Origin of the sequence: Spirillospora sp. CA-294931, from assembly GCF_050946795.1 — a bacterium.
In the GTDB taxonomy this organism is placed as follows: domain Bacteria; phylum Actinomycetota; class Actinomycetes; order Streptosporangiales; family Streptosporangiaceae; genus Spirillospora.
Genome location: NZ_CP192006.1, coordinates 2,447,025 through 2,472,689, shown reverse-complemented (window position 1 = coordinate 2,472,689; position 25,665 = coordinate 2,447,025). Strand labels below are relative to the sequence as shown.

Sequence of the window (25,665 nt, the reverse complement as noted above, 5' to 3'; positions counted from 1 at the left end):
CCCGGAGCCCATGGAGGACCCGTTGGCGGAGTTCGCCTCTGCTGCCCACACGACCGACCCGGCTGATCTGTTCGTTCGTTTGTACGACGAGCTTCCGGATGAGCTGTTCACCGGCTGGACCGTCCCCGAGTGGTACGACGATCCCGAGGTGCGGCGGCAGGCGAACCAGATCTCCGAGATCGTGCTGGTCCTCGGCGAGCTCGACAGCGACCTCGTCGCCCGGCTGGTCAGGGACGACGGGCATCGCGGCCGCTTCACCGTCCTGCTCGGCCTCGACATCGCGCTGGCCCACGCCAACCCCTACGGCCCCTACAGCGACAGCCCGGCGCTGTCCCACGTGCTGATCCGGTACGAGCTGAGCGGACGCTTCAACGGCGAGGGGACGACCGGCGCGCTGCTCCCCCGCTGCGCCTTCCCCGGACGTCCGCGCGGCCTGCCCGCCAAGGCCGACTACTTCGGCGTCCACCGGGTTCCCGAGGCGCACATGGAGCGGATCGGCCACCGGCTGCTGCCCAAGCGCAACGACGCCTACTTCCCGCGCGACGTCCCGGTCACGGTGGGCTGCGCGCCGCTGCTGGAGTCCTACACCGACATCGAGATCAAGTTCGAGCAGCGGTACGGGATGTCGGTCTACCGGCTGCGGCCGGCCAACCACGACGCGCTGCGCGCCCGCATCACCTCGATCATCGAGCGGCTGGACGCCTCGGGCGCGCGGCTCGCCGTGATCCCGGAGGCCACGCTCTCCGACGAACTGCTGGAGCACTGGCGCCAGACGGCCTACGAGACCGCGCGCAACGACCGCGAGACCAGCCCCCTGCGCTTCCTCCTGGTGGGCAGCGGGCCGCTCGGGCCGGACGACCCGCCGCCCAACCGGGCCGTGCTGATCGACCGCTGGACGGGCGAGGACCTCCTCGTCCAGGACAAGATGGCCGGGTTCACGCTGGACGCCCGGCAGATGCGGCAGTGGGGCCTGCCCGGCGCGCCCGTCGAGGGCTCGCCTGCGGAGTACATGACCCCGGGCACCACGATCGGCCTGCTGGACGGCGCGCTCGGCCGGATCGCGATCATGATCTGCGAGGACCTGGGCCAGTCGATCCGCTGGGAGCGCGAGCTGAAGTCCTGCGGGGTCTCGCACCTGCTGATCCCCATCTTCTCCAAGCCGATCCTGCGGTTCCGGTGGGAGCAGCAGGGCGCCGAGCGGCAGGTCACCGAGATCGGCAGCTGGGTCGTGGTCTCCAACAGCCTGGCCGTGGGCGCGGCGATCGACGAGAAGGAGCTTCCCGAGCCCCGCTACACCTGCCTGGTCGCGGGCCCCGAGGACATCGACCGCTCGTCCTACGGCATCGAGGTGCAGCTGGGCCGGGCGGCCGCCGGGGACGAGCCCGGCCTGGTCGTCCCGGACGCGAGCATCGTCGACTCCGGCCGCGCGCCGCGCCGGGCGGGGGCCGATCCCCGGACGCCGGTGCTGCCGACCGTGCTCCCGGGTGCCGACTACGACGGATGGCACGATCACTGGCGCTGACGCCCATGGCAAGATGGGGCGGTCATGCCCCCCAGCACCGCTTTCCGACTGGCGCGCGCATCGGTCTTCGCGGCCGTGTGCGTGCTTCTGGCGTCCCTGGGGCACCTGGCGGCCTCGGGCCGCCCCATGGACCCGGGGACGGTCGCGCTGGGGTTCGCCGGGGTCCTCGGGCTCGCGGTGGCCGTCTCGGGGCATGAACGCTCGCTTCCCACGATCATGGGCGGGCTGCTGATCGGGCAGTTCACGCTGCACGCGCTGTTCTCGTCCGGATCCACGGCGCACCACGCGGCGCCGGGCGCGCCGTCCGTCCACGGTGAAGTGCCGGGGCCGGGCATGGCGCTGGCGCACGTGCTGGCCGCGCTGGCGACGGCCTGGTGGCTGCGCCGGGGCGAGCGCCGCGCCTGGCAGCTGGTCCGGGCGCTGGTCCGGCCGCTGCCGCCGCCGCTCGCCGTGCCGTCTCCGCCGCCGTCCCGCCTGGTCGTCGTGCCGCGCGGCGAACCGCGCGTGCGGTGTCTCGCCGCCGTGCTGCGGCACGTCCTGGTCCTCAGGGGGCCTCCGGCCGTCCAGGGCTGACCACCGTCGGCCAACGGTCCACCCGCCCTCGCGCCGCACGCGCGGGGCGTCCGAAGCATCCCTGGAAAACCGGAGAACACCCATGTCAGTCCGCATCATCGCCGTCCTCGCGGCCGCGTCCCTCGCCCTGACCGCCTGCGGAAGCGGCGACGACAAGGCCGCCGCCAAGCCGGAGACGACCACGCCCGCCGCCGCCGCGGCGAACAAGGCACCGCTGACGATCACCGACCCGTGGGTGAAGACCGCGGACAAGGGCATGTCGGCGGCGTTCGGCACCCTGGTCAACACCACCGGCGCCGAGGTGACCATCGCCTCGGGCACCACCCCCGCGTCCCCGAAGGTCGAGCTGCACGAGGTCACCGGCACCGGCGGCAACATGAAGATGCGGCCGATGGCGGGCGGGTTCGTCCTGCCCCCGCACGGGAAGCTGGAGCTGAAGCCCGGCGGGTTCCACATCATGCTCATGGACGTCACCCGGCCCATCAGGCCGGGCGACCAGGTCACCTTCACCCTGACGCTCAAGGGCGGCGGGACGTTCGCGTTCACCGCCCTGGGCAAGGCGTTCAAGGGCGGCAACGAGAAGTACAAGCCCGGCCACTGATGGCGGGCGGAGGCCCGAGCCGGCGGGAGCTGTTCGTCGGCGGAGCGGTGGCGGCGACCGGCCTGGCCGCCACCGGGGGCTACCTCGCGGGCCGCGACGACGACCCGGTGGCCGCCCCCGTGGCGGCCACGCGGCCCGAACCGGCCGTCGTGCCGTTCCACGGCGCGCATCAGGCGGGCATCGCGACGCCGCCGCAGGCGCATGCCGCGTTCCTCGGGCTCGACCTGCGTCCCGGGACGTCCCGCGAGGCCCTGGGACGGCTGATGCGCCTGCTCACCGACGACGCCCGGCGCCTCACCCAGGGGCGCGCGGGCCTGGCCGACGCCCAGCCCGAGCTGGCGGGGCTCCCGGCCAGGCTGACCGTCACCTTCGGCTTCGGCCCGGGGCTGTTCAAGGCCGCCGGGCTGGAGAAGGAGCGGCCGTTCGACGAGCTGCCCCGCTTCAGGATCGACCGGTTGGAGGACCGGTGGAGCGGCGGCGACCTGCTCGTCCAGGTATGCGCGGACGACGGCGTCACGCTCTCCCACGCGCTGCGGCTGATCGTCAAGGACGCCCGCGACTTCGCCGAGGTCCGCTGGACCCAGCGCGGGTTCCGCCGCGCCGCCCAGCCGCGCGGGCAGACGCAGCGCAACCTGATGGGGCAGCTCGACGGCACCGTCCAGCCCACCACGCTGGACGGCGCCGTCTGGGCCGACCGAGGCCCCGCGTGGTTCCACGGCGGGACCGTGATGGTCCTGCGGCGCATCCGCATGGACCTGGAGAAGTGGGACGAGGCCGACGACGGGGCCAAGGAGTTCGCGATGGGACGCCGCATCGGCGACGGCAGCCCGCTGACCGGACGGGCCGAGCACGACGACCCCCGCCTGGACGCCGTCGACGCCAACGGCTTCCCGGTCATCTCCGAGGTCGCCCACATCCGCCTGGCCCGGGCCGGCCGCCCGGCCGAGCGGATGCTGCGCCGGGGCTACAACTACGACGAGGCCGTCAGCGCGGACGGGGTCATCGACTCCGGCCTGCTGTTCGCCTGCTACCAGGCCGACCTCGCCCGGCAGTTCGTCCCGATCCAGCGGCGGCTCGCCGGGTCCGACCAGCTCAACCTGTGGACGACCCCGATCGGGTCGGCGGTCTTCGCCATCCCACCCGGGTGCTCGCCCACGGGCTGGATAGGAGAAACCCTCCTCAAATGACCCCGCCCAGCGCCGTGTGACGTCTGTCTTCCCAGGCGGACGTCACACGGCGCGTCCTCAGAGGACGGTGAACTCGGTCGGGCTCGTCGCGGTTCCAGCCGGGGCGGTGACCACGAGCGGGGCGGTCACGGCACCCGGGGGGACGGTGACGCGCAGGTCGGTGTCGGTGACGTCCATGGCCGGGGCGGCGGCGTGGCCGAACTTGACCGCGGTGACCGCCGCCAGACCGGCGCCGTGGATCACCACCGTCCCGCCGACCTGGCCCGAGGCGGGCTCGAACGACAGGATCTGCGGCGGCAGGGCCTGGTCACGGCCGGGCTTGGCCGGGGCCAGCAGCGTGGCGAAGACCGTGCGCAGCTTCTCGGCGGTCTCCCGCGAGAACAGCCCGACCAGCGCGGCGATGGCGGAGACGCCGTAGGGGTTGAGGTCGGACGTCCCGCCGGTCGGGGACGTCAGGCCGCCGCGCAGCACGAGGTAGACGACCAGGCCCAGCAGCGCCCCGACGAACGGCAGGAACAGGTACATCGTGAGCCAGCTGCGGCGCAGCGAGCGGTTGCCGACGTACCAGTAGAGCGAGCGCAGCGCGTGCACGCAGGAGCCGATCGCGCCCGCCGCCAGGACGATCACGAACATGCTCGACTCGCGCGAGAGCCGGGAGTCCCAGCCGAACAGCGTCATGGTGCTCGACCTGGCCGGGGATTCGGGACGGCCGTCGGACGCGATGCCCGGCGAGGGCGGCCACGCCTGGACGAACACCAGCACCAGCAGCGCGGTGAGCAGCAGGAGCAGCACGGCGATGACCACGATGTCCCGAGTGCGCGCGAACTCCGATCCGACCGACGACTGCTCGCTCATCCCACCCCTTCGTTCGCCGCGTTCACGCCGGGTCATCGAGCGGAAGCGGGACGCCGTTTCACAAGAGTCTCCCAATTCCCCACAAGGTTCGACAGTCCATTACAAATTGATGGATTCTTCACGAAGGGTTTGCTGATCACGGCACCGCCGGGCCTACTCTCCCGCGCATGCGCCGAACAGCAGCAGCACTATCGACCGCGGCCGTGGCCGCCGGTCTCCTCACCGCCGCGGGGATCGGGGCGGCCCAGGGGGCCGAGCCGGAGACCTGCGCGTCTCCCGCCACGCACCAGATCGCCGAGGTCCAGGGGACGGGCACCGCCACGCCCCTGAACGGCAAGGACGTGCGCGTCGAGGGTGTCGTCACGGGGGACTTCCAGGGGAACGACCAGCTCAAGGGCTTCTTCGTCCAGGACCCCACGCCGGACGCCGACCCGAAGACCTCCGACGGTCTCTTCGTCTACTCGACCAAGGAGGTCGGCGCGGGCGACCGCGTCCTGGTCAGCGGCAAGGCCATCGAATACAAGGGCCTGACCGAGCTCTCGCCGGTCACGGCGGTGAACGTCTGCGGCAAGGGCACCGCGAAGCCCGCCAAGATCAAGCTCCCGCTGGCCAAGGGCGCGTCCCTGGAGGCGCACGAGGGCGTCCTGGCGCGGTTCGGCCAGAAGCTCACCGCCACCGAGACCTACCAGCTCGGCCGCTACGGCGAGGTCACGGTCTCGGCGGGCGGGCGTCTCGTCCAGCCCACCGAGGGCGACGGGTCCACGCAGGCGGGCAACAACGCCCGGCGCCTGATCGTGGACGACAACTCCAGCAAGCAGAACCCCGAGCCGCCGCCGTTCACCGACCCCCGGGTCGTGCGGATCGGCGACACCACCGCCGACCTCACCGGCGTCATCAACGAGGGCTTCGGCGCCTACCGGCTCCAGCCGACCCGCACCCCCCACTTCGCGCGGACCAACCCGCGTCCGGCCAGGCCGCAGCCGGTCGGCGGCGAGGTCAGGGTCGGGTCCTTCAACACCCTCAACTGGTTCACCACGCTGAACAAGCGCGGCGCCAACACCAAGGCCGAGCAGGAACGCCAGATCGCCAAGACCGTCGCGGCCCTCAAGGGCCTGGACGCCGACGTCGTCGGCCTCATGGAGGTCGAGAACAACGGCGACACCGCGATCAAGGCCCTGGTCGACCGGCTGAACGCCGCCGTCGGCGCGGGCACCTACGCCTGGGTGCGGCACCCCAACCCCGGGACCGACGAGATCCACGTCACAGCGATCTACAAGCCCGCCAAGGTCAAGCCCGCCGGACCGGCGCGCTCCTCCGACGCGGGCGTGTTCGAGCGGCCGCCGCTCGTCCAGACCTTCGAGCGCGCGGCGGGCGGCGGCAAGCCGTTCACCGTGATCGTCAACCACTTCAAGTCCAAGGGCTGCGGCGGCGCCTCGGGCCCCGAGGCCGACCAGGGCGACGGCCAGGGCTGCTGGAACCCGCGCCGCGTCACCCAGGCCAAGGCCATCGCCGACCTGGCCAAGGGCGAGAAGAACGCCCTGGTGCTCGGCGACCTCAACGCCTACTCGGCCGAGGACCCCATCAAGGCCCTGACCTCGGCCGGCTTCCGCTCGCAGACCGAGCGGCACGTCCGGGACGACCAGCGCTACAGCTACGTCTTCGACGGCCAGTCGGGCGAGCTCGACCACGTCCTGGCCGACCGGGGCGCCAACGGCCTGGTCACCGGCGCCACGATCTGGCACATCAACAGCGACGAGCCGACCATCCTCGACTACAACACCGAGTACAACCCGGCGAACCTCTACAAGCCGGACGCGTTCCGCTCATCGGACCACGACCCCGTCCTGCTTGGCCTGCGCCTGAGCAAGTAACCCTCTGATCAGCGAGAAGCGAGCGAACCCGTCCGAACCCTCGGGCGGGTTCCTTGCGTCGTAGGAGGGGAAAGCGCCGGGCAGCCGTCGACAGTCGGGAAGCACCCGACAGGCGGCAGGGGGAATCAGCCGCCCGGCGGGACGGGGCGGACGATGGCGGCGGTTCTTCGAGGAGACGATCCCTCCCGGCTCGGCGGTTACGAGCTGCTGGGGCGGCTCGGCGAGGGCGGGCAGGGCACGGTGTTCCTCGGGCGCGACCGCTCCGGCACCGAGGTCGCGATCAAGCTGCTGCGGCCCGAGCTGGCGGCCAACGAGATCGCCAGGACCCGGTTCATGCGCGAGGTCGAGGTCGCCATGCGGGTCGCCTCGTTCTGCACCGCCCAGGTGCTGGACGTCGGCGTCCAGGAGGGCCAGGGCCCCTTCATCGTCAGCGAGTACGTGCGGGGGCCGTCGCTGGCCGAGAAGATCGCCGAGGTCGGGCCGCTGGCGGGCGGCAACCTCGAACGCGTCGCGGTCGGGATGGCCACCGCGCTGGTGGCGATCCACCAGGCCGGGGTCGTCCACCGCGATCTCAAGCCGCACAACGTCCTGCTCGGCCCGGCGGGCGCACGCGTGATCGACTTCGGCATCGCCCGCGCGCTGGACGCGTCCACGCTCACCGGGAAGATCATCGGCACTCCCGTCTACATGGCGCCCGAGCAGGTGCGGGGCGAGCGTCCGGGCCCGGCCATCGACGTCTTCGCCTGGGCCGCCACGGTCGTGTTCGCCGCCAACGGAACACCCCCGTTCGGCAACGACAGCCTCCCAGCCGTGGTCAACCGCATCCTGCACAACGAGCCCGAACTCGGCGCCCTCACCGGCCCCCTGCGCGACCAGGTGCGACGCTGCCTGGCCAAGGACCCGGCCCACCGCCCCGAGGCCCACGAGGTGCTCCTCTCCCTCCTGGGCCGCAACCAGACCCCCGCCGTCACCACCGTCGCCTCCCCGATCGACGGAACGGTCGACACCGGCATCCTGGCCCTCGGCCTGCAAGTCGCCGCACAAAACTCGATCCCACCCACCCACTCCGAAACCCCACCCCCCTTCACGGCCCCGGCCCCGATCGCCGCCTCGCCCACGCCGCCCGGCCCACAGACACCACCCCCCTTCGCCGCCTCGGCCATGCCGCCCGCTCCGGGGGCGCCTTTCACGCCTCCGCCTCCGCCCTTCGGGCCGCCTCCGCACGCGGACACGATTCCGGCCGTGCCGCCGCAGGGGCCGCCCGCGCGGCGGAAGGGACGTCACGCGGGGGGCTGGGCCGCGGCGAGCGTCGTGGTGGCGGCGCTCGTGGCCGGGCTGGTGCTCGCCGTCCCGCAGGTGGTCGAGGCCGTCAACCAGGGCGAGAAGACCCCGGGCCGGGGCGGCACCTCGCACACGCCCATGAAGTCCGTCCAGGACGCCCCGGCCGACACCGCGCCCGAGGACGACGACGACAACGGCGCCTACGTGCCGTCCACCAGCGCGACTCCGGCCCCCACCCAGCCCACGGTCCACCCGACGCCGTCGCACACCCAGCCGACCTGGCGCCCGTCCGCCACGCCCTCGCCCACCCACACCCCGACACCGCCCCCCACGCCGACACCGACACCGTCTCCCACGGACGACCCCAAGGACTCGTGCACCGGGACCTACCCGCCGCCCGCCGACTGCGAGTGATCCCGGCGCCCCGGGAAGAGGGGGGCCGGGGGCGGGGTTAGCACGGTCATGAGCGTTCCCTTTTCCGTTCTTGATCTTGCTCCCGTTGTCAGTGGGTCCACGTCGGCTCGGGCGTTGCGTCATACGCTCGACCTGGCCGGACGCGTCGAGGGGCTCGGTTATCACCGGTACTGGCTGGCCGAGCACCATGCGATGCCGGGCATCGCCAGCTCGGCGACGGCCGTGCTCATCGGGCGGGTGGCGGCGGCCACGGAGCGTATGCGGGTGGGGTCGGGCGGGATCATGCTGCCCAACCACGCGCCGATGGTGGTCGCCGAGCAATTCGGGACGCTGGAGGCCCTCTTCCCCGGACGGATCGATCTCGGCCTGGGGCGCGCCCCCGGCACCGACCAGGCGACCGCGCGCGCTCTGCGCCGCTCCCCCGACGCGCTGTCGGTGGACGACTTCCCCGAGCAGGTCCATGAGCTGCGGGGGTACTTCGACGCCAAGAGCACGGTCACGCCCGCGGCGGGCAACGAGCCGCCGGTGTGGCTGCTGGGGTCGTCCGGTTACAGCGCCCGGCTGGCCGGGCTGCTCGGGCTGCCGTTCGCGTTCGCGCACCATTTCAGCGCCGAGAACACACTCCCCGCGCTGAAGCTGTACCGCGAGTCGTTCCGGCCGTCGGCCGAGCTGGACGCCCCGTATGCGCTGATCGCGGTCTCGGTGACCGCCGCCGAGGACGACGCGCGAGCGCGGGAGCTGGCCGCCCCGCAGGCGCTGGCCTTCCTCAGGCTCCGGCAGGGACGTCCCGGCCTGCTGCCCTCTCCCGAGGAGACCGCCGCGCACACTCCCACTCCGCTCGAGCGGGACATGATGGACCACCGGCTGCGGCAGCAGGTGATCGGCGGGCCCGAGACGGTCCGGCGGCAGATGGACGCGCTGCTCGAGAGCACCGCCGCCGACGAGGTCATGGTGACCACGATGGTCTACGAGCACGCCGACCGGCTGCGCTCGTACGAGATCCTCGCCGAGCTGTACGGCCTACCCGCCTCCCCGCCCCCGAGGGCCGGCGGAGATAGCGTGAAGGCGTCGGCGACCGATGGAGAGGAGAAGGCGCCAGCCCGCGAGGTCCCGGCGCCGTGAACCCTATGAACGTGACACCCTTCTGGCTGGCCGGTCGCCCCGCGACCGGCGACGAGGAACTCACCGTCACCCACCCCTACGACGGCCGGGTGGTCGGCACGGTGTCCGTGCCGACGCCCGCGCAGGTCGAGCAGGCCCTGGCCGCCGCCGACGCGGTGCGCAAGGAGGCCGCGGCGCTGCCGCTGCACGTGCGGGCCGAGGCGCTGGCGCACGTGTCGCGGCGACTGGCCGAGCGGTCCGACGAGGTCGCCCGCCTGATCACCGGTGAGAACGGCAAGCCGCTGATGTGGGCCAGGACCGAGGTCAACCGCGCGATCGCGACGTTCAGGTTCGCCGCCGAGGAGACCCGGCGGTGGAGCGCCACGACCCAGCGGCTCGACACCGAGCCCGCCGCCAACGGGCGCATGGCGTACGTGACGCGCGTGCCCAAGGGCCCGGTGCTGGGGATCTCGCCGTTCAACTTCCCGCTCAACCTGACCGCCCACAAGATCGCCCCGGCGATCGCGGTCGGCGCCCCCATCGTGGTCAAGCCCGCCCCCGCCACGCCGCTGTCGGCGCTGCTGCTGGGCGAGCTGCTGGCCGAGACCGATCTGCCGGACGGGATGTTCTCCGTCCTGCCGGTGCCCAACGACCGCGCGCCCGCCCTCACCGAAGACCCCCGGCTCCCGATCGTGTCGTTCACCGGCTCGGTGCCGGTCGGCTGGTCGATCCGCGACCAGGTGCCGCGCAAGCACGTCACGCTGGAGCTCGGCGGCAACGGCGCGGCGGTCGTCCTGCCCGACTCCGACCTGGACTGGGCGGCCGCGCGGATCGGGCTGTTCTCCAACTACCAGGCGGGCCAGAGCTGCATCGCCGTCCAGCGGGTCTATGTCGACCGCGCCGTGCACGACGCGTTCCTGCCCAAGCTGGTGGAGTCGGTGAACGGCCTGGTCACCGGCGACCCGTGGGACGACAAGACGCAGGTCGGCCCGCTGGTGTCGGACGAGGCCGCCCAGCGCGTGCAGGCATGGGTGGACGAGGCCGTCGCGGCGGGCGCGTCGGTGCTGGCGGGAGGCACCCGCGAGGGCGCGGCCTACGCCCCGACGGTCCTGGCGAACGTGCCCGCCGACGCCAAGGTCATCCGCGAGGAGGTCTTCGGCCCGGTGCTGGTCGTGCAGGCGGTGGACGGGATCGACGAGGCGTTCCGCCTGGTCAACGAGTCCAAGTTCGGCCTCCAGGCCGGCGTGTTCACCCGTGACCTCGATGTCGCCTTCCGCGCGCACCGCGAACTGGAGGTCGGCGGCGTGGTGATCGGGGACGTGCCGTCCTACCGGGCCGACCAGATGCCCTACGGGGGCGTCAAGGACTCCGGTGTGGGCCGCGAGGGCCTGCGCTCGGCGATGGCCGACTACACCGAGGAGAAGGTGATGGTCCTCACGGGCCTTCCCCTGTGACGCGCGGCCCCGGCGGGCGGCCCAGGACGCGGTAGCGCTCCCGGCGGGCCGCCAGCCGGTCGCCGTCGCGGGTCCGGGCCAGGACGGCCAGCGCGTCGCGGACCGCGAGCCCGGCCCGGCGGCAGAACGCCTCGGGCTCCTCGGCGGCGTCGGGGCGCTCGTCCACCAGCGCGTCGGCGATGCCGTCGCGCAGCAGGTCCGACGACCTGACGCCCTGCGCCTCGGCCAGCTCGGCGGCGCGTCCGGTCGTCCGGTGGACGATCAGCGAGGCGCCCTCCGGCGGCAGCGGCGACAGCCAGGCGTGGCGCGCCGCCAGCACCCGGTCGGCGGGGAGCAGGGCGAGCGCGGCGCCGCCCGTCCCCTCCCCCATCAGGAGGCACAGCGTGGGCGCGGGCAGCGTGATGAGGTCGGCCAGGCAGCGGGCGATCTCCCCGGCCAGACCGCCCTCCTCGGCCTCGGCCGACAGCACGGCGCCCGGGGTGTCGACGACCGTGACCAGCGGCAGCCCGAGCTCGGCGGCCAAGTTCATCCCCCGGCGCGCCACGCGGAGGCCGGCGGGGCCGATCGGGTGGCCGGAGCGCTGGCTGCGGCGGTCCTGACCGACCAGCACGCACGGCATCGCCCCGAAGCGGGCCAGCGCGAGCAGCAGCCCGGGGTCGGCCTCGCCCTGCCCGGTGCCCGAGAGGGGCGTCACGTCGGCCGCGCCGAACCGCAGCAGGTCCCGCACACCGGGACGGTCGGGGCGCCGCGACCGCTCGATCGACTCCCAGGCCGTCCCGCCGCTCACCAGGGCGGGCGCCGTCTCCGCCGCACCGGGCGGGACGGGCCGCGCGGTGACCACCGACAGCACCGCGGCCGCGACGTCCGCCAGGTCGTCGATGCCGACGACGGCGTCGACCAGGCCCTTGGCGGCGAGGTTCTCGGCGACCTGGACGCCAGGCGGGAACGGCTCGCCGTACAGCCCCTCGTAGACGCGGGGGCCGAGGAAGCCGATCAGCGCGCCCGGCTCGGCGGCGGTCACATGGCCGAGCGAGCCCCAGGACGCGAAGACGCCCCCGGTCGTGGGATGGCGCAGGTAGACCAGGTAGGGCAGCCCTGCGTCGCGGTGCCGGGCCACGGCGGCGGTGATCCGCGCCATCTGGACGAACGCGGCCGTGCCCTCCTGCATTCGGGTGCCGCCCGACGACGGGGCGGCCAGCAGCGGCAGTCCCTCGGCGGTGGCGCGCTCCACGGCGGCCACGATCCGCTCGGCCGTCGCCAGCCCGATCGACCCGGCCAGGAACCCGAACTCCGAGACCACGAAGGCCACCCGGGAGCCGCGCACCCGCCCCTCTCCGGTGATCACGGCCTCGTCGCAGCCGCTGCGCTCGCGGGCCGCTTCGAGCTCGGCCGCATAGGCGGAGCCGGGTTCGGCGACGTCCAGAGGTGGCGTGTCCCAGGATTTCCAGGTGCCGTCGTCCAGCACGCGGCGCACGAGCTCCCGCGCTCCGGGCCGTCGCGTCACGTCCTCATCCCCATCCCCATACGGGTCATCCTCCCAGCCCGCCCCTGTGCGGGGTCAGGCGTGGTCGTCGTAGCCGGCGGCGAGAGGAAGGCGGAGGACCAGCCGGGCTCCGGCGTCGGTGTCGGCCACCTCCAGCGAGCCGCCGTGCGCCACGGCGATGTCCCGGGAGATGGGCAGGCCGAGGCCCGAGCCGCCGTTGTCCCTGCGGCGGCTCTCGGCCAGGCGCTGGAAGCGCTGGAACACCAGCTCGCGGTCTTCGGGGGCGATGCCGGCGCCGTCGTCGACGACCTCCAGCACCGCGTCGTCCCCCTCGGCGGCGACTGTGACCCGGACGAACGTGGCCGCGTGGCGCGCGGCGTTGTCGAGCAGGTTGGTCAGCAGCCGCTCCAGGTGGGACGGCGTCGCCGACACCATCAGGCCGTCCTCGGCCACGGTCTCGACCGGCACCCGGCGCGGACGGCGGGCGACCTCGGCTCCGACCGTGGCGCCGAGGTCGACCGGCTCACGGTGCGCGCGGACGCCCGCCTCCAGCTTGGCGATGAGCAGCAGGTCCGCGACCAGGCCCTGGAGGCGGTCGGCGTCGTCCAGCGCGGCCCGCGCGACCGACGGCCAGTCCTCGTCGTCGGGCTGCTGGAGGGCGACCTCCAGCTGGGCGCGCAGGCCGGTCAGGGGGCTGCGCAGCTCGTGCGAGATGTCGGCGACGAAGGCGCGCTGGCTCTCGACGACGCCCTCAAGCCGCCCCAGCGTGACGTTGACCGACTCGGCCAGGCCCGTGACCTCGTCGTGCCCGCCGGGGACGGTGACGCGGCAGGCGCTCGGCCGTCCCCCGGTGATCGCCGCCAGCTCGCCGCTCATCACCCGGACCGGGCGCAGGGCCCAGCCGACCGAGCGCCACACGACCCACGCCACCACCCCGAGCGCCAGCAGGACGGCCACGGCCAGCGAGGCCACGAAGGCGCCCTTGGCCTCGCGGACGTCGTCCATCGACGCCCCGGCGTAGGCGGTGCGCCAGCCGCCGCGGGTCTGGACCCGGACGGACACGACATAGGCCCGGTCGGCGATCCCGGGAAGAGCGACCGTGTCGGTGTTGGTCGGGTCCTTGCCTCCCGGGGGCTCGGCGCCCATGGCCTTGTGCCCGGCCAGGTGCGCGCTGGAGGCGATCACCCGGCCGCTGTCGTCCACGACCTGGAGCAGGGAGAAGTCGGCGTCCTCGACGGGAAGGGCCCGGGGGCCGTGCGGGTCGGTGGTGCGCACCAGCGCGGCCAGGTCGGCGGCGGCCCGGTCGCCGCGGTCGCGCAGGTCCTCGTAGACCGTCCAGCGGACCGCGAGGTAGAAGACCACCAGGCCGAGGGCGAGCAGGCAGCCGACGACGGCGGTGGCGACGGCCGTGACGCGCGCTCGCAGGGACCACCGGGCCGGAGGGCGGCGTCGCGAGCGGACGGTCATCGCGGCGCCCTCCCGTCCCGATCGCGCACGGCGCCGGGCACCGCACGACATCCATTGCTTAGGGGGAGAGCAGGATGATTGTTTGCAAAGGATCAGCAAACCAGGTTGTAACCGAGAGATTGCCTTGCGAAACATCGCAGGCCAGGCGGGGGGCGTCCGGCGCGGGCAGCCGGTGACCGGGACGGCCCGTGCCGTCACCGTCCCGGTCACCGTGCACTCCCCGCCGTAAGAGCGCCCCTACCGGCGGGGACGAGGGGCGCCCTCCGCGACCAGGAGGGCACGGCTCCCATGGTTCCGACTTTTCCCGACTAAGTCAACTTGTTTTATAGGGAATCGGGGCCGATGTCCGCGCGGACGGCGCCTCCCACCCCTGGGGTGCCTTCCGCACGGACATCGCCTTCGGTGCCGCCAACCGTCCTGGTCCCGCTTGCCGAGGAGGAATCCGACGGGCCGGGCGGTTCGCGATCTGGGAACCACTTTGCCGTGCGCACGTGCACTGGCTGCAACATCCACGTGACGATCACATTTCCTGCCCCCGGGGGCGGAACGCCCGGCGGTTCACCGCGCCGGACCCACCCGAGCGGACGACCTCGCCCGCGTCGTCCGCCGCGCGCTCGGGGCGTCCCCCGGGCCCGGCACCTCGGCCCGGCTCGGCACGTCGGCCCGGCTCGGCACGTCGGCCCGGCCCGGCACGTCGGCCCGGCTGGGCACGCCGGTCCGGCTCGTGACGTCGGTCTGGCCGGGCAGCGGAACGGTGAGGAGGCCGAGCAGGTTCAGCCCCTCCTTGGGCACCTGCACCTTCCCGGTCGGGGCCGCGGGCGGGGCGAGGTCGAGCTTCGGAAGCCAGATCTTGAGGCAGCCGAGCGCGGCGACGAGAAAGCCCTCCGCGGTCTGTTCCAGCAGGCGGATGGGCGTCTCCTTCGCCTGGGGCGACTTCAGGCACGCGGCCAGGTCGATCAGGGGCGGGGCGGTCTCCTTGGCCGCGTGCTTCCCGCGCGCCGAGACGCCGGGTCCCCCGGGGCCGCCCTTCACCGCTGCGGCGGTCGGCCACAGCAGCACGGGGACGCCCACGACGCCCGCGGGGGTCGGGACGTGGGCCTTCGGCGCGACGGGATCGGGCGCCCGCACCGGGCCGGGCGGCGGCGCCGCGTGCGCCGTACTGGAGAACGCCGTCACGGCGCCGAGAACGAGGGCCGGAGCCGAGAATCGCCAACCACGCATCATTGCTCCAAAGAGATCGTAGGGAAGGTCAAGCGCGACCTACCCGGCGATTACTTTGAGTAAACAGCGATGACTGACGGTGACAAACAGGTCAGGTGCGCCAGATCAGCACGAGCGCGCAGTCGTCATCGCGGGCCGCGGCCATCGTCTGGACGAGTTCCCTGGCGCCCTTGCGGAACCCTTCGGGCACCAGGCGCTCGGCCTGGCCGAGCAGGCGGTCGATGCCGGCGTCGAGATCCTGGCCGGGAGACTCCACCAGCCCGTCGGTGTAGAGCATGAGCGCGTCCCCCGGGAGCAGTTGCCCGTGTTCGGGGACGCAGCGCAGATCGGGGACGACCCCGAGGACGACGCCCTTGGCCGTGCCCACCCGCCACGAGCCGCTGCCCGCGTCGAACTGCACGGCCGGAGGGTGCCCGGCCGACTCGACGGTGAACTCGCCGGTGGCCAGGTCGACCACCACGTGCACCGCGGTGACGAAGCCCTCGTCCCAGCGCTGGCGCTGGAGGTAGGCGTTGCAGGCGGGCAGGAAACGGTCACTTTGGATCGATCCAAGCAATCCGCCGAAAGCGCCCGAGAGCATCAGCGCGCGGGTTCCGGCGTCGGTCCCCTTGCCCGAGACGTCCACCAGGGCGACCTCGAGCCGGTCGCCGTCGCAGGACGAGACCACGAAGTCGCCGCCGAAGGACGAGCCGCCCGCCTGGAGCAGCACGACCTGGGAGTCCCAGCCGTTCGGCAGCACGGGCATCTCGCCCTGCCGCCGCAGCCGGTCGCGCAGCTCCAGCAGCATCGAGTCGCCGCGCAGGCCCTGCACGCCGAGCTGCTGCCGCGTCCTGGCCAGCGTGAGCGCCAGCACCGCCGTGATCGCCAGCGTGGCGATCATCCCGGGACCGACCGCCGAGGGGTCGTGCCAGGCGTCGAAGGCGACCATCAGCAGGACCACGCCGAGCAGGGCGACCAGCGCGCGCACCTTGAGCAGCAGCCCGCCGCCGACGACCGTGAGGACCAGCGCGCCGGACGGGGCCCAGGCCCGCGACTCGGTGCCGATGATCCCGATGATGATCGTAAGCACCGCGAGAGCTACGAACACGTAGCGTTCACGGGTCAGCTTCCCCCGCCTGAGCCACCGGTAGAACCGCACGAGGATGGGAATCCTGCGCAGGAAAGCGCGGACCCTCGGCGGGAGCAGGTGCACCAGACGTTGAAGCATGACTCCGGCACTGTATCGAGCATCGGCCCCGACCGGCGGGCATCCGCGCCATGGGGACACGTGACTCCGGCCGCACCGGGCCTGGGGCCGTCCCCGGGTGACGCTCCGTATGCGATCCGGCCCGTGGCCGAGTCCGAGTTCCCCGCGTTCTGGGACGCCGTGGCCGAATCCCTCGGCACCCCGCCGCCACCCGGGGAGCGCGAGGCCGTCCGTCCTCTGGTGGAGCCGGGCCGGACCCTCGCCGCGTTCGACGGCCGGCGGATCATCGGCACGGCGCTCGCGCACGGGCTGGAGATGAGCGTCCCCGGCGGGATGCTGCCCGTCGCGGGCGTCGGCCGGGTCGGCGTCCTGCCCTCGCACCGGCGCCGCGGCGTGCTCCGCTCGCTGATGCGGCGGCAACTGGCCGACCTGCGCGAACGAGGCGAGTCGCTGGCCGCGCTGTTCGCGAGCGAGGCCGGGATCTACGGGCGCTACGGGTACGGGTGCGCCGGTTACGACCAGGCGTTCGAGATCCACCGTGGCGAGTCCGCGTTCGTGCGCGGGGCCCCGACCGACGGGCGCCTGCGGCTCACCCTCACCGGGCCGGACGAGGTGTGGCCCCGGCTCGCCCAGGTCTACGACGCCAAGATCGCCGACCGTCCCGGGCAGTTCGCCCGCGACGGCGCCTGGTGGAACCTGCGGCTGTTCCACCCGAGCCAGGACGCCCTGCGCTGCGTCATCGCCGAGGATCCCGCGCGGGCCCGCGGTTACGCGCTGTACTCCGTCCGGCCGGGTCTGGACCGGGACGGCATTCCGGACAACCGGATCACGCTGGTCGAACTGACCGCCCTCGATCCCCCGGCCCACGCGCTGCTCTGGCGGCACCTGCTGGACCTCGATCTGGTCGCCTCGCTCGTGGCGCCGCGCCGTCCGTCCGACGACCCGCTCCGGCACCTGCTCCAGGACCCCAGGCGCCTGCGGGCCCGGTTCGCCGACGGGCTCTGGGTGCGCCCGGTCGACCTCGGCCGCGCCCTGTCGGCACGCGCGTACGCGGCGGACGTCGACCTGGTCATGGAGGTGCACGACCCGATGTGCGCCTGGAACTCAGGCCGCTGGCACCTGGCCGCGAGCGCGGGCCGGGGCCGCTGCGAGCGGACGCTGCGTCCCGCCGACGTCGCGCTGCCCGTCCAGGTCATCGGCGCCGCCTACCTGGGCGGCGTGAGCGTCACGGCGCAGGCGCGGGCCGGTCTCGTCCGCGAACTGACCCCCGGTTCCGTGACCGCCCTGTCCCGCGCCCTTGCCTGGGACCCCGCCCCATGGTGTCCAATGGCCTTCTGAAGAGGAGGCGAACGCGATGGGTCAGCCCAGCATGCGGATCACGGTGGACGCGGCCATGCGGGCCCGCGACGTCTCGCGTCCCCGCCCCGAAGGCGAGGAGCCTCCGGCCCCCGCCAAAACGCACCCCGAACCCGCCAAGGGCGCCAAGGCCGCCAAGAACGAGCGCCGCCGCCTGAACAAACGCGGCCCCCGCCCCACCCCGCCCGAGCCTCGTTGACCGAGCGACGCGTCCCGCCTCAGGACTTCTCGGGGAGCGGGGGGAGGTCGCCGGTCGTCTCGTAGGCGGAGAGCATGTCGATGCGCCGGGTGTGGCGGGCCTCATCGGAGTAGGACGTGGCCAGGAAGAGCTCGACGAACCGGGTCGCGGTCGCCAGGTCGTGCTGGCGGGCACCCAGGCTGATCACGTTGGCGTCGTTGTGCTCGCGCGCCAGCGTCGCGGTGTCGTCGCTCCACACCAGCGCGGCCCGGACGCCCCTGACCTTGTTGGCGGCGATGGCCTCGCCGTTGCCCGAGCCGCCGATCACGATGCCCAGGGCACCGGGCTCGGCGGCGGTCCGCTCGGCGGCCCGCAGGACGAACGGCGGGTAGTCGTCGACGGCGTCATAGACCAGAGCACCGCAGTCGACGGCCTCGTGGCCGTTGTCCTTCAGCCAGGAGACCAGGTGCTCCTTCAGCTCGAACCCGGCATGGTCGCATCCAAGAAACACGCGCATGCGCCGATTCTCGCAGGCCACCGAACGGGCCCGGCGGGCGGGTGCGGAGGGCAGGCGCGGAGGGCAGATGCAAAGAGGCGGTCAGCCCGCCAGCGCGACCGGGAAGCGGAACTCGGGGTCGACCTGCGCCTCCAGGTCTTCGCCGACCGCTCGGCTGGCCCAGCTCCGCGCGTTCTTGACGTGGAACTGCACGGCCTGCCGGTGGAACTTGTCCCAGTCCTTGGTGCGGGCGTCGACGGCGCCGCGCATGGTGTCGAGCGCCTCGGTGTTCTCCGGTTCGAGCGTGACGCCGGGACGTCCCTGCTCCAGGGCGCGGACGGCCGACGACTGCCCGAGCCAGGTCAGCAGGTCGTCGCCCACGTGCTCGCGCAGGTAGGCCACGTCGTCCTCGCTGTGGACCTTGTTGCCCACCACGGAGATGGCGACGTCGTAGTCGCGGGCGTAGTCGGTGTACTGCCGGTAGACGCCGACTCCCTTGCGGGTGGGCTCGGCGACCAGGAACATCAGGTCGAAACGGGTGAACAGCCCCGAGGCGAACGTGTCGGCCCCGGCCGTCATGTCGACCACGACGTACTCGCCGGGCCCGTCGACCAGGTGGTTGAGGTACAGCTCCACCGCGCCGGTCTTGGAGTGGTAGCACGCCACGCCGAGGTCGTCGTCGGTGAACGGGCCGGTGGCCAGCAGCGTGGCGCCGTCGACGTCCTGCCCGAGCGCGTGCACCGGGTCGTCGCCGCCCACGCGCAGCAGCCGCGAGCCCGCGCCGGGCGGCGTGGTCTTGACCATGCTGTCGGCCGAGGAGACGCGGGGGTTGTCGCCGCGCAGGTACTCCTTGATCTCGGGCAGCCGCTCGCCCATCGCCGGGACCTTGACGGCCCGCTCCTCGTCGAGCCCGAGCGCGACGCCCAGATGCTGGTTGATGTCGGCGTCGATGGCCACCACCGGCAGCCCCTGGCTGGCCAGGTGCCGGATGAACAGCGACGACAGGGTGGTCTTGCCGCTGCCACCCTTGCCGACGAACGCAACCTTCACGAATTGCCCCGTTTCGGATATGAAAACCATTGCCAATGTCGTCCAGTCAGAGTCTCCCTAACGGAGGTCGCCTAAGCAAGTTGAATCCCCGAAACGCCCGGATTCCGCGCGGGCGGCCAGCCGGCGGTTCAGCGGGAGGAGCGGGCCGACGCGGGGTCGAACCCGAAGGGGAGCTCCAGGCGATGGGACGCCAGGAGCTCGGAGTCGGCCAGGACGTCGGCCGTGGGGGCGTCGGCGGCGATCACGCCGCCCGAAAGGATCAGCGAGCGCGGGCACAGCTCGGCCGCGTACGGCAGGTCGTGCGTGACCATCAGGACGGTGACGTCCAGCGACAGCAGGATCTCGGCCAGCTCGCGGCGGCTGGCCGGGTCGAGGTTGGACGACGGCTCGTCCAGGACGAGGATCTCGGGCTCCATCGCCAGGACGGTCGCGACCGCGACCCGGCGGCGCTGCCCGAAGCTCAGATGCTGCGGCGGCCGGTCGGCCACGCCCGCCATGCCGACGCGGCGCAGCGCGTCGTCCACCCGGGACGCGAGCTCGTCGCCCCGGACGCCGAGGTTGGCGGGCCCGAACGCGACGTCCTCGCGGACGGTCGGCATGAACAGCTGGTCGTCGGGGTCCTGGAAGACCACGCCCACGCGCCGGCGGATCTCGCGCAGCGTCTTCTTGTCTTTCGGGTCGACGGGCAGGCCGCCCACCCTGACCTCGCCCAGGCCCCCGCCCAGGATGCCGTTCAGGTGCAGGACGAGCGTCGTCTTGCCCGCGCCGTTGGGCCCGAGGAGCGCGACGCGCTCGCCCCGGCCGATCGTGACGTCGACGCCGTAGAGGGCCTGCGTCCCGTCCGGGTAGGCGTAGGCGAGGCCGCGGACTTCGAGTGACGGGGTCGTCATGCCGCAATCCAAGCAGCCGCCGCCACGACCGTGGCCGCCGCGGGCAGGGCCGCGGCCATCGACCACTGCGCGGCGGTGGCGCCCACGTCGTGCATGACCGGCATCCGCCCGTCGTAGCCCCGGCTCAGCATGGCCAGGTGCACCCGCTCGCCGCGCTCGTAGGACCGCAGGAACAGCGCCCCGACCGAGCGCGCGAGCACCCCGGCGTCGCGCAGGTCGCGCGGCTCGAAGCCGCGCGAGGCCCGGGCCACCTTCATCCGCCGCAGCTCGGCGGTGACGACGTCGGCGTAGCGCAGCATGAACGTGGCGATCTGGGTGATGAGCTGCGGCATCCGCAGCCGCTCGACGCCGAGCAGCAGCATCCTCGGCTCGGTGGTCGCGGCCAGCAGGATCGAGGCCACGACGCCGAGCGTCCCCTTGGCGAGGATGTTCCAGGCGCCCCACAGGCCGCTCTGGCTCACCTGGACGCCCAGGACCGCGACCTTCTCCCCTGATGCCACGAACGGCAGCAGGAACGCGAACGCCACGAACGGGACCTCGATCACCACGCGCCTCGGCACCAGCCCCGCCGGGACCCGGCTCACGGCCGCGACGGCCGCCAGCAGGACGGCGTAGACGGCGAACGCCCACATCCGCTCGCGCGGCGTGGCCACCACGGCGATGACGAACGCCAGGACGGCGACCAGCTTGCACTGGGGCGGCAGCCGGTGGACGACCGAGGTGCCGGGCACGTACAGCCGGTGCGCGTGCCCCGCGCCCATCTAGCTGTCCCCGGAGGTGTCGCCCCGGCGCCGGACGACCCAGAACAGGCCGCCGCCCGCCAGCAGGACGACCCCGACGCCGATCACGCCGGACAGCCCGCCCGACAGCCGCGCGTCGTCCACGCCCTTGACCCCGTAATCGCCGAACGGGGAGTCCTTGAGCGAGTGGTCCTTCTCCTTGGCGCTGATGCCCTTGTCTTCGGCGACCTTCTCCAGACCGTCCGGATCGGAGCTGGCGTAGTAGCTGACGATTCCCGCCAGGATCAGCGAGACGATCAGGAACGCGAGGAAGAAGCGTTTGGTGGTCATCGCGCGGCCTCGGGTTCGGGGGCGGTGGTGCGGAGGGCGGGAGCCTTGACCAGGCCGCGGGCCCCGTAGACCAGGTCGGGACGGACGGCCAGGACGCTCGACACGGTCAGCGCGGTGATCAGGGCCTCGCCGATCCCGATCAGGACGTGGACGCCGACCATCGCGCCCGCGACCTTGCCGATCGAGACGTCGGCGGTGCCCCCGACCGCGTAGAGCAGGGTGAACACCACGGCGGACGCCGGGACGGACACCACGGCCGCTGTGAAGGCGGCCCCGGTGGCCGAGGGTCTGGTCTTGGGCAGCACCCGCAGCAGCAGGCGGAACAGGCCGTAGCCGACGACGACCGTGGTCAGCGACATCGTGACGATGTTGACGCCGAGCGCGGTCAGCCCGCCGTCGGCGAACAGCAGGGCCTGGACGATCAGGACCACCGACACGCACAGCACCCCGGCGTAGGGCCCGACGAGGATCGCGGCGAGCGTCCCGCCGAGCAGGTGGCCGCTGGTGCCGCCCGCGACGGGGAAGTTGAGCATCTGGGCGGCGAACACGAACGCCGCGGTGAGCCCCGCCAGCGGGGCCGTGCGGTCGTCCAGCTCGCGGCGGGCGCCGCGCAACGCCAGGGCGACGCCCGCCACGGCCACCGCTCCGGCCGCGGCCGATACCGGGACGTTGATGAATCCGTCCGGTGCGTGCACTTCCCTCACCGTCCTGCCTGTTCGTCGCTGACAGTCCAGTTTGAGGGCGCAGACCTCGCAGGTGCAAGTCGATCGCAAGTAGGGCGAGGGGTTTCGGTCAGTCGAAGATCGGCTCCCGAGTACGGGTCCGCTTCAGCTCGAAGAAGCCGTCGGTGGACGCCACCGCGAGCACGCCGTCGAACAGCTTGACGGCCGCCTCGCCGCGCGGGACCGGCGTCACGACCGGGCCGAAGAAGGCGTGCCCCTCGACCTCGATGATCGGCGTGCCGACCTCCTGGCCGACGCGGTCGATGCCGTCGGCGTGCGAGGCCCGCACGGCCTCGTCGTACTCGTCCGACTCGGCGGCGTCGGCGAGCGAGGGGTCCAGCCCGGCGGCGGTCAGCGCCTCCTCGAACATCGCGCGGTCGAGCTTCCTCCGGTCATGGTGGCGGCGGGTGCCCAGCTCGGTGTAGAGCCTGCCGAGCACCTCCGGCCCGTACTTCTTCTCGGCGGCGACGCAGACGCGCACCGGGCCCCAGGCGTCGCTCAGCCCGCGCCGGTAGCCGTCGGTGACGTCCTTGTCCTCGTTGAGGACGGCCAGGCTCATCACATGCCAGCGCACATCGATCGGCCGCTGCTTCTCGACTTCGAGGATCCAACGGGAGGTAATCCACGCCCACGGGCATTTCGGGTCGAACCAAAAATCGACGGGTTTGCGGCCGTCCTGCGCCACGGTAAGCCTCCTAGGCCTGATCAGCACTTACCAGCGGCAACCCGCGCGTCCGTGTCACCATTCCCGCCGACACAGGAATTCCGCCGCCCGCGACGGAGACCGATCCCGCCCCCTGTTGGTAGGAATGGGGGAACGAGACCGACATTGGGACGACCAAGGAGTACACGTGGCAGGCAACCTCACGCGCGATGAGGCGCGGGAAAGGGCCCGGCTGCTCACCGTCGAGGGCTACACGGTGGAGCTGGACCTCACGACGGGTGAGGAGCGATTCGGGTCCACCACCGTGGTCCGCTTCGACTGCGCCGAGCCCGGGGCGTCGACCTTCGTCGACCTCCACGGCGCCACCGTCCGGGAGGCCACGCTGAACGGCGCCGCCCTCGACCCCGCCTCCTACGACGCCGAGAAGGGCCGTCTGCCGCTGCCCTCGCTCGCCGCGACCAACGAGCTGCGCGTGGTCGCCGACTGCACCTACTCCCGCTCCGGCGAGGGCCTGCACCGGTTCGTCGACCCCGTCGACCAGAGCGTGTACCTCTACACGCAGTTCGAGACGGCCGACGCGCACCGCATGTTCACCTCGTTCGACCAGCCCGACCTCAAGGCGACCTTCGAGCTGACCGTCACCGCGCCCGAAGGCTGGCAGGTGGTGACCAACGAGGCCGCCGACAGCGAGGGCGGGGGCCGCTGGCACTTCCCCCCGACCCCGCGGATCTCGACGTACATCACCGCGCTGGTCGCGGGGCCGTATCACGTCGTCCGCGACGAGTACCGCCGCGAGGACGGCGGCACGATCCCGCTGGGCGTCTTCTGCCGCGCCTCGCTGGCCGAGCACCTCGACGCCGACGCGATCCTCGACGTGACCCGGCAGGGCTTCGCCTTCTTCGAGGACGTCTTCGACCTGCCCTACCCGTTCGCCAAGTACGACCAGCTGTTCGTGCCGGAGTTCAACGCGGGCGCGATGGAGAACGCCGGGTGCGTCACCTTCCTGGAGGACTACGTCTTCAGGTCGCGGGTCACCGACGCCGCCTACGAGCGCCGCGCCGAGACGATCCTGCACGAGATGGCGCACATGTGGTTCGGCGACCTGGTCACCATGCGCTGGTGGGACGACCTGTGGCTGAACGAGTCGTTCGCCACCTACATGAGCGTGATGTGCCAGGCCGAGGCCACCAAGTGGAAGGGCTCGTGGACGACGTTCGCGAACCTGGAGAAGGCGTGGGCCTACCGCCAGGACCAGCTGCCCTCCACCCACCCGATCGCCGCCGACATCCCCGACATCCGCGCGGTGGAGGTCAACTTCGACGGCATCACCTACGCCAAGGGCGCCAGCGTCCTGAAGCAGCTGGTGGCCTATGTCGGCCGCGACAACTTCCTGGAGGGCGTGCGGCGCTACTTCCGCGCGCACGCCTGGGGCAACACCGTCCTCGGCGACCTGCTCGACCCGCTGGAGGAGACCTCCGGACGCGACCTGCGCGCCTGGTCCAAGGAGTGGCTGGAGACCGCCCAGGTCAACACGCTGCGCCCGGTCTACGAGGTGGACGGCGAGGAGAACTTCACCTCGTTCACCGTCCTGCAGGAGGCCAGGCCCGAGTACCCGACGCTGCGCTCGCACCGCGTCGCGATCGGCCTCTACGACCGCACCCCCGACGGCATCGTGCGCCGCGACCGCGTCGAGCTGGACGTCGTCGGCGCCGCCACCGAGGTCCCCGAACTGGTCGGCAAGAAGCGTCCCGACCTGGTGCTGGTGAACGACGACGACCTCACCTACGCCAAGGTCAGGCTGGACGAGCACTCCCTGAAGACCCTCGTCGAAGGCATCGGCGACATTCGGGAGAGCCTGCCCCGTGCGCTGTGCTGGTCGGCCGCGTGGGACATGACCCGCGACGCCGAGATGGCCACCCGCGACTACGTCAAGCTCGTGATCAGCGGAATCCGCGGCGTCACCGACATCTCGGTGACCCAGACGCTGCTGCGCCAGGCCCGCACCTCCGTCCAGCAGTACGCCGACCCGGCATGGCGCGAGCAGGGCCAGCGGCTCATGGCCGACGCGCTGCACGAGCTGGCGCAGGAGGCCGAGGCGGGCTCGGACTTCCAGCTCGCCTACGCGCAGGCGTTCTCGGCCGTCGCGACCAGCGACGAGCACCTCTCCCACGTCCAGGGCCTGCTGGACGGGTCGGAGTCCCTGCCCGGCCTGAAGGTCGACACCGACCTGCGCTGGGCGCTGCTGCGGCGCCTGGTCGTCCAGGGCCGGGCGGGCGAGGACGAGATCGCCGCCGAGGTCGAGCGCGACGCGACGGCCGCGGGCGAGCGCCACGCGGCCGCCTGCCGCTCCGCGATCCCGACCGCCGAGGCCAAGGCCGCCGCCTGGGACCGCATCGTCGGCGGCGAACTGCCCAACGCGGTGTTCCGCGCCACGATCGGGGGCTTCGTCGAGCCCGACCAGGCCGACCTTCTGGTCCCCTACGTCGACCGCTACTTCGCCGAGGTCGGACGCATCTGGAAGGAGTGGACCAGCGACACGTCCCAGACGTTCGCCGAGGTCGGCTACCCGTTCCTGATCGTCGAGCAGTCGACGGTCGACCGCACCGAGGCCTACATCCGCGAGAACGACCCGCCCTCGGCGCTGCTCCGCCTCCTGTCCGAGGGCCGCGACGGCGTGGCCCGCGCCCTACGCGCCCGCGCAAAAGACGGGAGTTCGTGAGGGGGGCTGTACTGGTGTGGGGGGCGACCCCCCACGCCCCCCGGGGCGGGCTACGCCGCCCTGCACTCCGCTGGCGCTCCGTTCCGGGCGTCGCACCCCTTAGCGGGGCTCCGCGCCCCGCGCCCCCGCCAAGGGGCTCCGCCCCCTGGACCCCCAAAGGCGCTCGGAGGTCTCGGGGGTCTCGGGGGCGGAGCCCCTGAGCGGGGCGTGGGGCGGAGCCCCACCGGGGGCCTGACGCCACCCGCAGGGAGCGCTAGCGACCGAGGATGGCGTCAGGCCCCCGCCTGGGGGTCCGGGGGTTGGG

General features: G+C 72.9%; 23 protein-coding genes. 11 read left to right on the top strand and 12 right to left on the bottom strand.

What is annotated here, in order from left to right; translation table 11 throughout:
• Window positions 1-10: 10 nt before the first annotated feature.
• From ACQPY4_RS11420 to ACQPY4_RS11405, 4 genes are all read left to right on the top strand, one after another.
• Window positions 11-1,522 carry a hypothetical protein gene (locus ACQPY4_RS11420; protein WP_433335329.1) on the top strand — a complete coding sequence of 504 codons (1,512 nt, stop codon included), beginning with the start codon at window positions 11-13 and terminating at the stop codon, window positions 1,520-1,522.
• Between the two features lie 24 nt (window positions 1,523-1,546).
• Window positions 1,547-2,095 (top strand): MFS transporter, encoded by a 549-nt coding sequence (locus tag ACQPY4_RS11415; protein ID WP_433335327.1) that lies wholly within the window; start codon window positions 1,547-1,549, stop codon window positions 2,093-2,095.
• Window positions 2,096-2,177: 82 nt separating this feature from the next.
• Window positions 2,178-2,696: a copper chaperone PCu(A)C gene (locus ACQPY4_RS11410; protein ID WP_433335325.1), complete on the top strand. Its 519-nt coding sequence runs from the start codon at window positions 2,178-2,180 to the stop codon at window positions 2,694-2,696.
• Window positions 2,696-3,883 (top strand): Dyp-type peroxidase, encoded by a 1,188-nt coding sequence (locus tag ACQPY4_RS11405; RefSeq protein ID WP_433335323.1) that lies wholly within the window; start codon window positions 2,696-2,698, stop codon window positions 3,881-3,883. Before ACQPY4_RS11410 ends, ACQPY4_RS11405 begins: the two co-directional genes overlap by 1 nt.
• 57 nt (window positions 3,884-3,940) lie before the next feature.
• Here the strand turns inward: ACQPY4_RS11405 and ACQPY4_RS11400 are convergent, their stop codons facing one another.
• On the bottom strand, window positions 3,941-4,738 hold the full coding sequence (locus ACQPY4_RS11400) for an IPT/TIG domain-containing protein (protein ID WP_433335321.1): 798 nt from the start codon (window positions 4,736-4,738) through the stop codon (window positions 3,941-3,943).
• Between the two features lie 167 nt (window positions 4,739-4,905).
• Here ACQPY4_RS11400 and ACQPY4_RS11395 point away from each other — a divergent pair, with 167 nt between their 5' ends.
• The 4 genes from ACQPY4_RS11395 (at window position 4,906) to ACQPY4_RS11380 (ending at window position 10,859) form a co-directional block, all read left to right on the top strand.
• On the top strand, window positions 4,906-6,609 hold the full coding sequence (locus ACQPY4_RS11395) for an ExeM/NucH family extracellular endonuclease (RefSeq protein WP_433335319.1): 1,704 nt from the start codon (window positions 4,906-4,908) through the stop codon (window positions 6,607-6,609).
• Window positions 6,610-6,762: 153 nt separating this feature from the next.
• Window positions 6,763-8,304 (top strand): serine/threonine-protein kinase, encoded by a 1,542-nt coding sequence (locus ACQPY4_RS11390; RefSeq protein ID WP_433335317.1) that lies wholly within the window; start codon window positions 6,763-6,765, stop codon window positions 8,302-8,304.
• 114 nt (window positions 8,305-8,418) lie between these two features.
• A complete protein-coding gene (locus ACQPY4_RS11385) occupies window positions 8,419-9,426 on the top strand; it encodes an LLM class flavin-dependent oxidoreductase (protein WP_433335315.1) in 1,008 nt (335 codons plus the stop codon).
• Between the two features lie 5 nt (window positions 9,427-9,431).
• A complete protein-coding gene (locus tag ACQPY4_RS11380) occupies window positions 9,432-10,859 on the top strand; it encodes an aldehyde dehydrogenase family protein (protein ID WP_433335313.1) in 1,428 nt (475 codons plus the stop codon).
• Here the strand turns inward: ACQPY4_RS11380 and ACQPY4_RS11375 are convergent.
• The 4 genes from ACQPY4_RS11375 to ACQPY4_RS11360 all read right to left on the bottom strand — a co-directional run bounded on the left by ACQPY4_RS11375 (window position 10,840) and on the right by ACQPY4_RS11360 (window position 16,237).
• On the bottom strand, window positions 10,840-12,363 hold the full coding sequence (locus tag ACQPY4_RS11375) for a carboxyl transferase domain-containing protein (protein WP_433335311.1): 1,524 nt from the start codon (window positions 12,361-12,363) through the stop codon (window positions 10,840-10,842). The genes ACQPY4_RS11380 and ACQPY4_RS11375 overlap by 20 nt on opposite strands.
• A 54-nt stretch (window positions 12,364-12,417) precedes the next feature.
• Entirely contained in the window at window positions 12,418-13,809 is a 1,392-nt protein-coding gene (locus ACQPY4_RS11370; protein ID WP_433335309.1) for a sensor histidine kinase, read from the bottom strand.
• A gap of 558 nt (window positions 13,810-14,367) precedes the next feature.
• Window positions 14,368-15,030, bottom strand: coding sequence for a hypothetical protein (locus tag ACQPY4_RS11365; protein ID WP_433335307.1), 663 nt, complete (start codon window positions 15,028-15,030; stop codon window positions 14,368-14,370).
• A gap of 91 nt (window positions 15,031-15,121) precedes the next feature.
• Window positions 15,122-16,237 (bottom strand): PP2C family protein-serine/threonine phosphatase, encoded by a 1,116-nt coding sequence (locus tag ACQPY4_RS11360; RefSeq protein WP_433335305.1) that lies wholly within the window; start codon window positions 16,235-16,237, stop codon window positions 15,122-15,124.
• Between the two features lie 123 nt (window positions 16,238-16,360).
• On the opposite strand from ACQPY4_RS11360, the gene ACQPY4_RS11355 reads away from it, so the two are divergent.
• Complete coding sequence (locus ACQPY4_RS11355) at window positions 16,361-17,554, top strand: GNAT family N-acetyltransferase (RefSeq protein WP_433335303.1); 1,194 nt, start codon at window positions 16,361-16,363, stop codon at window positions 17,552-17,554.
• 16 nt (window positions 17,555-17,570) lie between these two features.
• On the top strand, window positions 17,571-17,771 hold the full coding sequence (locus ACQPY4_RS11350; RefSeq protein WP_433335301.1) for a hypothetical protein: 201 nt from the start codon (window positions 17,571-17,573) through the stop codon (window positions 17,769-17,771).
• A gap of 19 nt (window positions 17,772-17,790) precedes the next feature.
• Here ACQPY4_RS11350 and ACQPY4_RS11345 read toward each other — a convergent pair whose 3' ends face one another.
• The 7 genes from ACQPY4_RS11345 to ACQPY4_RS11315 form a co-directional block, all read right to left on the bottom strand.
• Window positions 17,791-18,267 carry a ribose-5-phosphate isomerase gene (locus tag ACQPY4_RS11345; protein WP_433335299.1) on the bottom strand — a complete coding sequence of 159 codons (477 nt, stop codon included), beginning with the start codon at window positions 18,265-18,267 and terminating at the stop codon, window positions 17,791-17,793.
• 81 nt (window positions 18,268-18,348) lie between these two features.
• Window positions 18,349-19,296, bottom strand: a complete 948-nt coding sequence (locus ACQPY4_RS11340; RefSeq protein ID WP_433335297.1) for an ATP-binding protein — start codon at window positions 19,294-19,296, stop codon at window positions 18,349-18,351.
• Window positions 19,297-19,424: 128 nt separating this feature from the next.
• Window positions 19,425-20,186 (bottom strand): energy-coupling factor ABC transporter ATP-binding protein, encoded by a 762-nt coding sequence (locus ACQPY4_RS11335; RefSeq protein WP_433335295.1) that lies wholly within the window; start codon window positions 20,184-20,186, stop codon window positions 19,425-19,427.
• Window positions 20,183-20,947, bottom strand: a complete 765-nt coding sequence (gene cbiQ, locus ACQPY4_RS11330) for a cobalt ECF transporter T component CbiQ (protein WP_433335293.1) — start codon at window positions 20,945-20,947, stop codon at window positions 20,183-20,185. Before cbiQ ends, ACQPY4_RS11335 begins: the two co-directional genes overlap by 4 nt.
• The gene (locus tag ACQPY4_RS11325; protein ID WP_433335291.1) at window positions 20,948-21,256 is read right to left on the bottom strand and encodes a PDGLE domain-containing protein; all 309 of its coding nucleotides are present in this window, start codon (window positions 21,254-21,256) and stop codon (window positions 20,948-20,950) included.
• On the bottom strand, window positions 21,253-21,951 hold the full coding sequence (locus ACQPY4_RS11320) for an energy-coupling factor ABC transporter permease (RefSeq protein ID WP_433335289.1): 699 nt from the start codon (window positions 21,949-21,951) through the stop codon (window positions 21,253-21,255). Before ACQPY4_RS11320 ends, ACQPY4_RS11325 begins: the two co-directional genes overlap by 4 nt.
• A gap of 97 nt (window positions 21,952-22,048) precedes the next feature.
• Entirely contained in the window at window positions 22,049-22,663 is a 615-nt protein-coding gene (locus tag ACQPY4_RS11315; RefSeq protein WP_433335287.1) for a mycothiol-dependent nitroreductase Rv2466c family protein, read from the bottom strand.
• A 166-nt stretch (window positions 22,664-22,829) separates the two neighbouring features.
• On the opposite strand from ACQPY4_RS11315, the gene pepN reads away from it, so the two are divergent.
• A complete protein-coding gene (pepN, locus tag ACQPY4_RS11310; RefSeq protein WP_433335285.1) occupies window positions 22,830-25,361 on the top strand; it encodes an aminopeptidase N in 2,532 nt (843 codons plus the stop codon).
• Window positions 25,362-25,665: the final 304 nt, after the last annotated feature.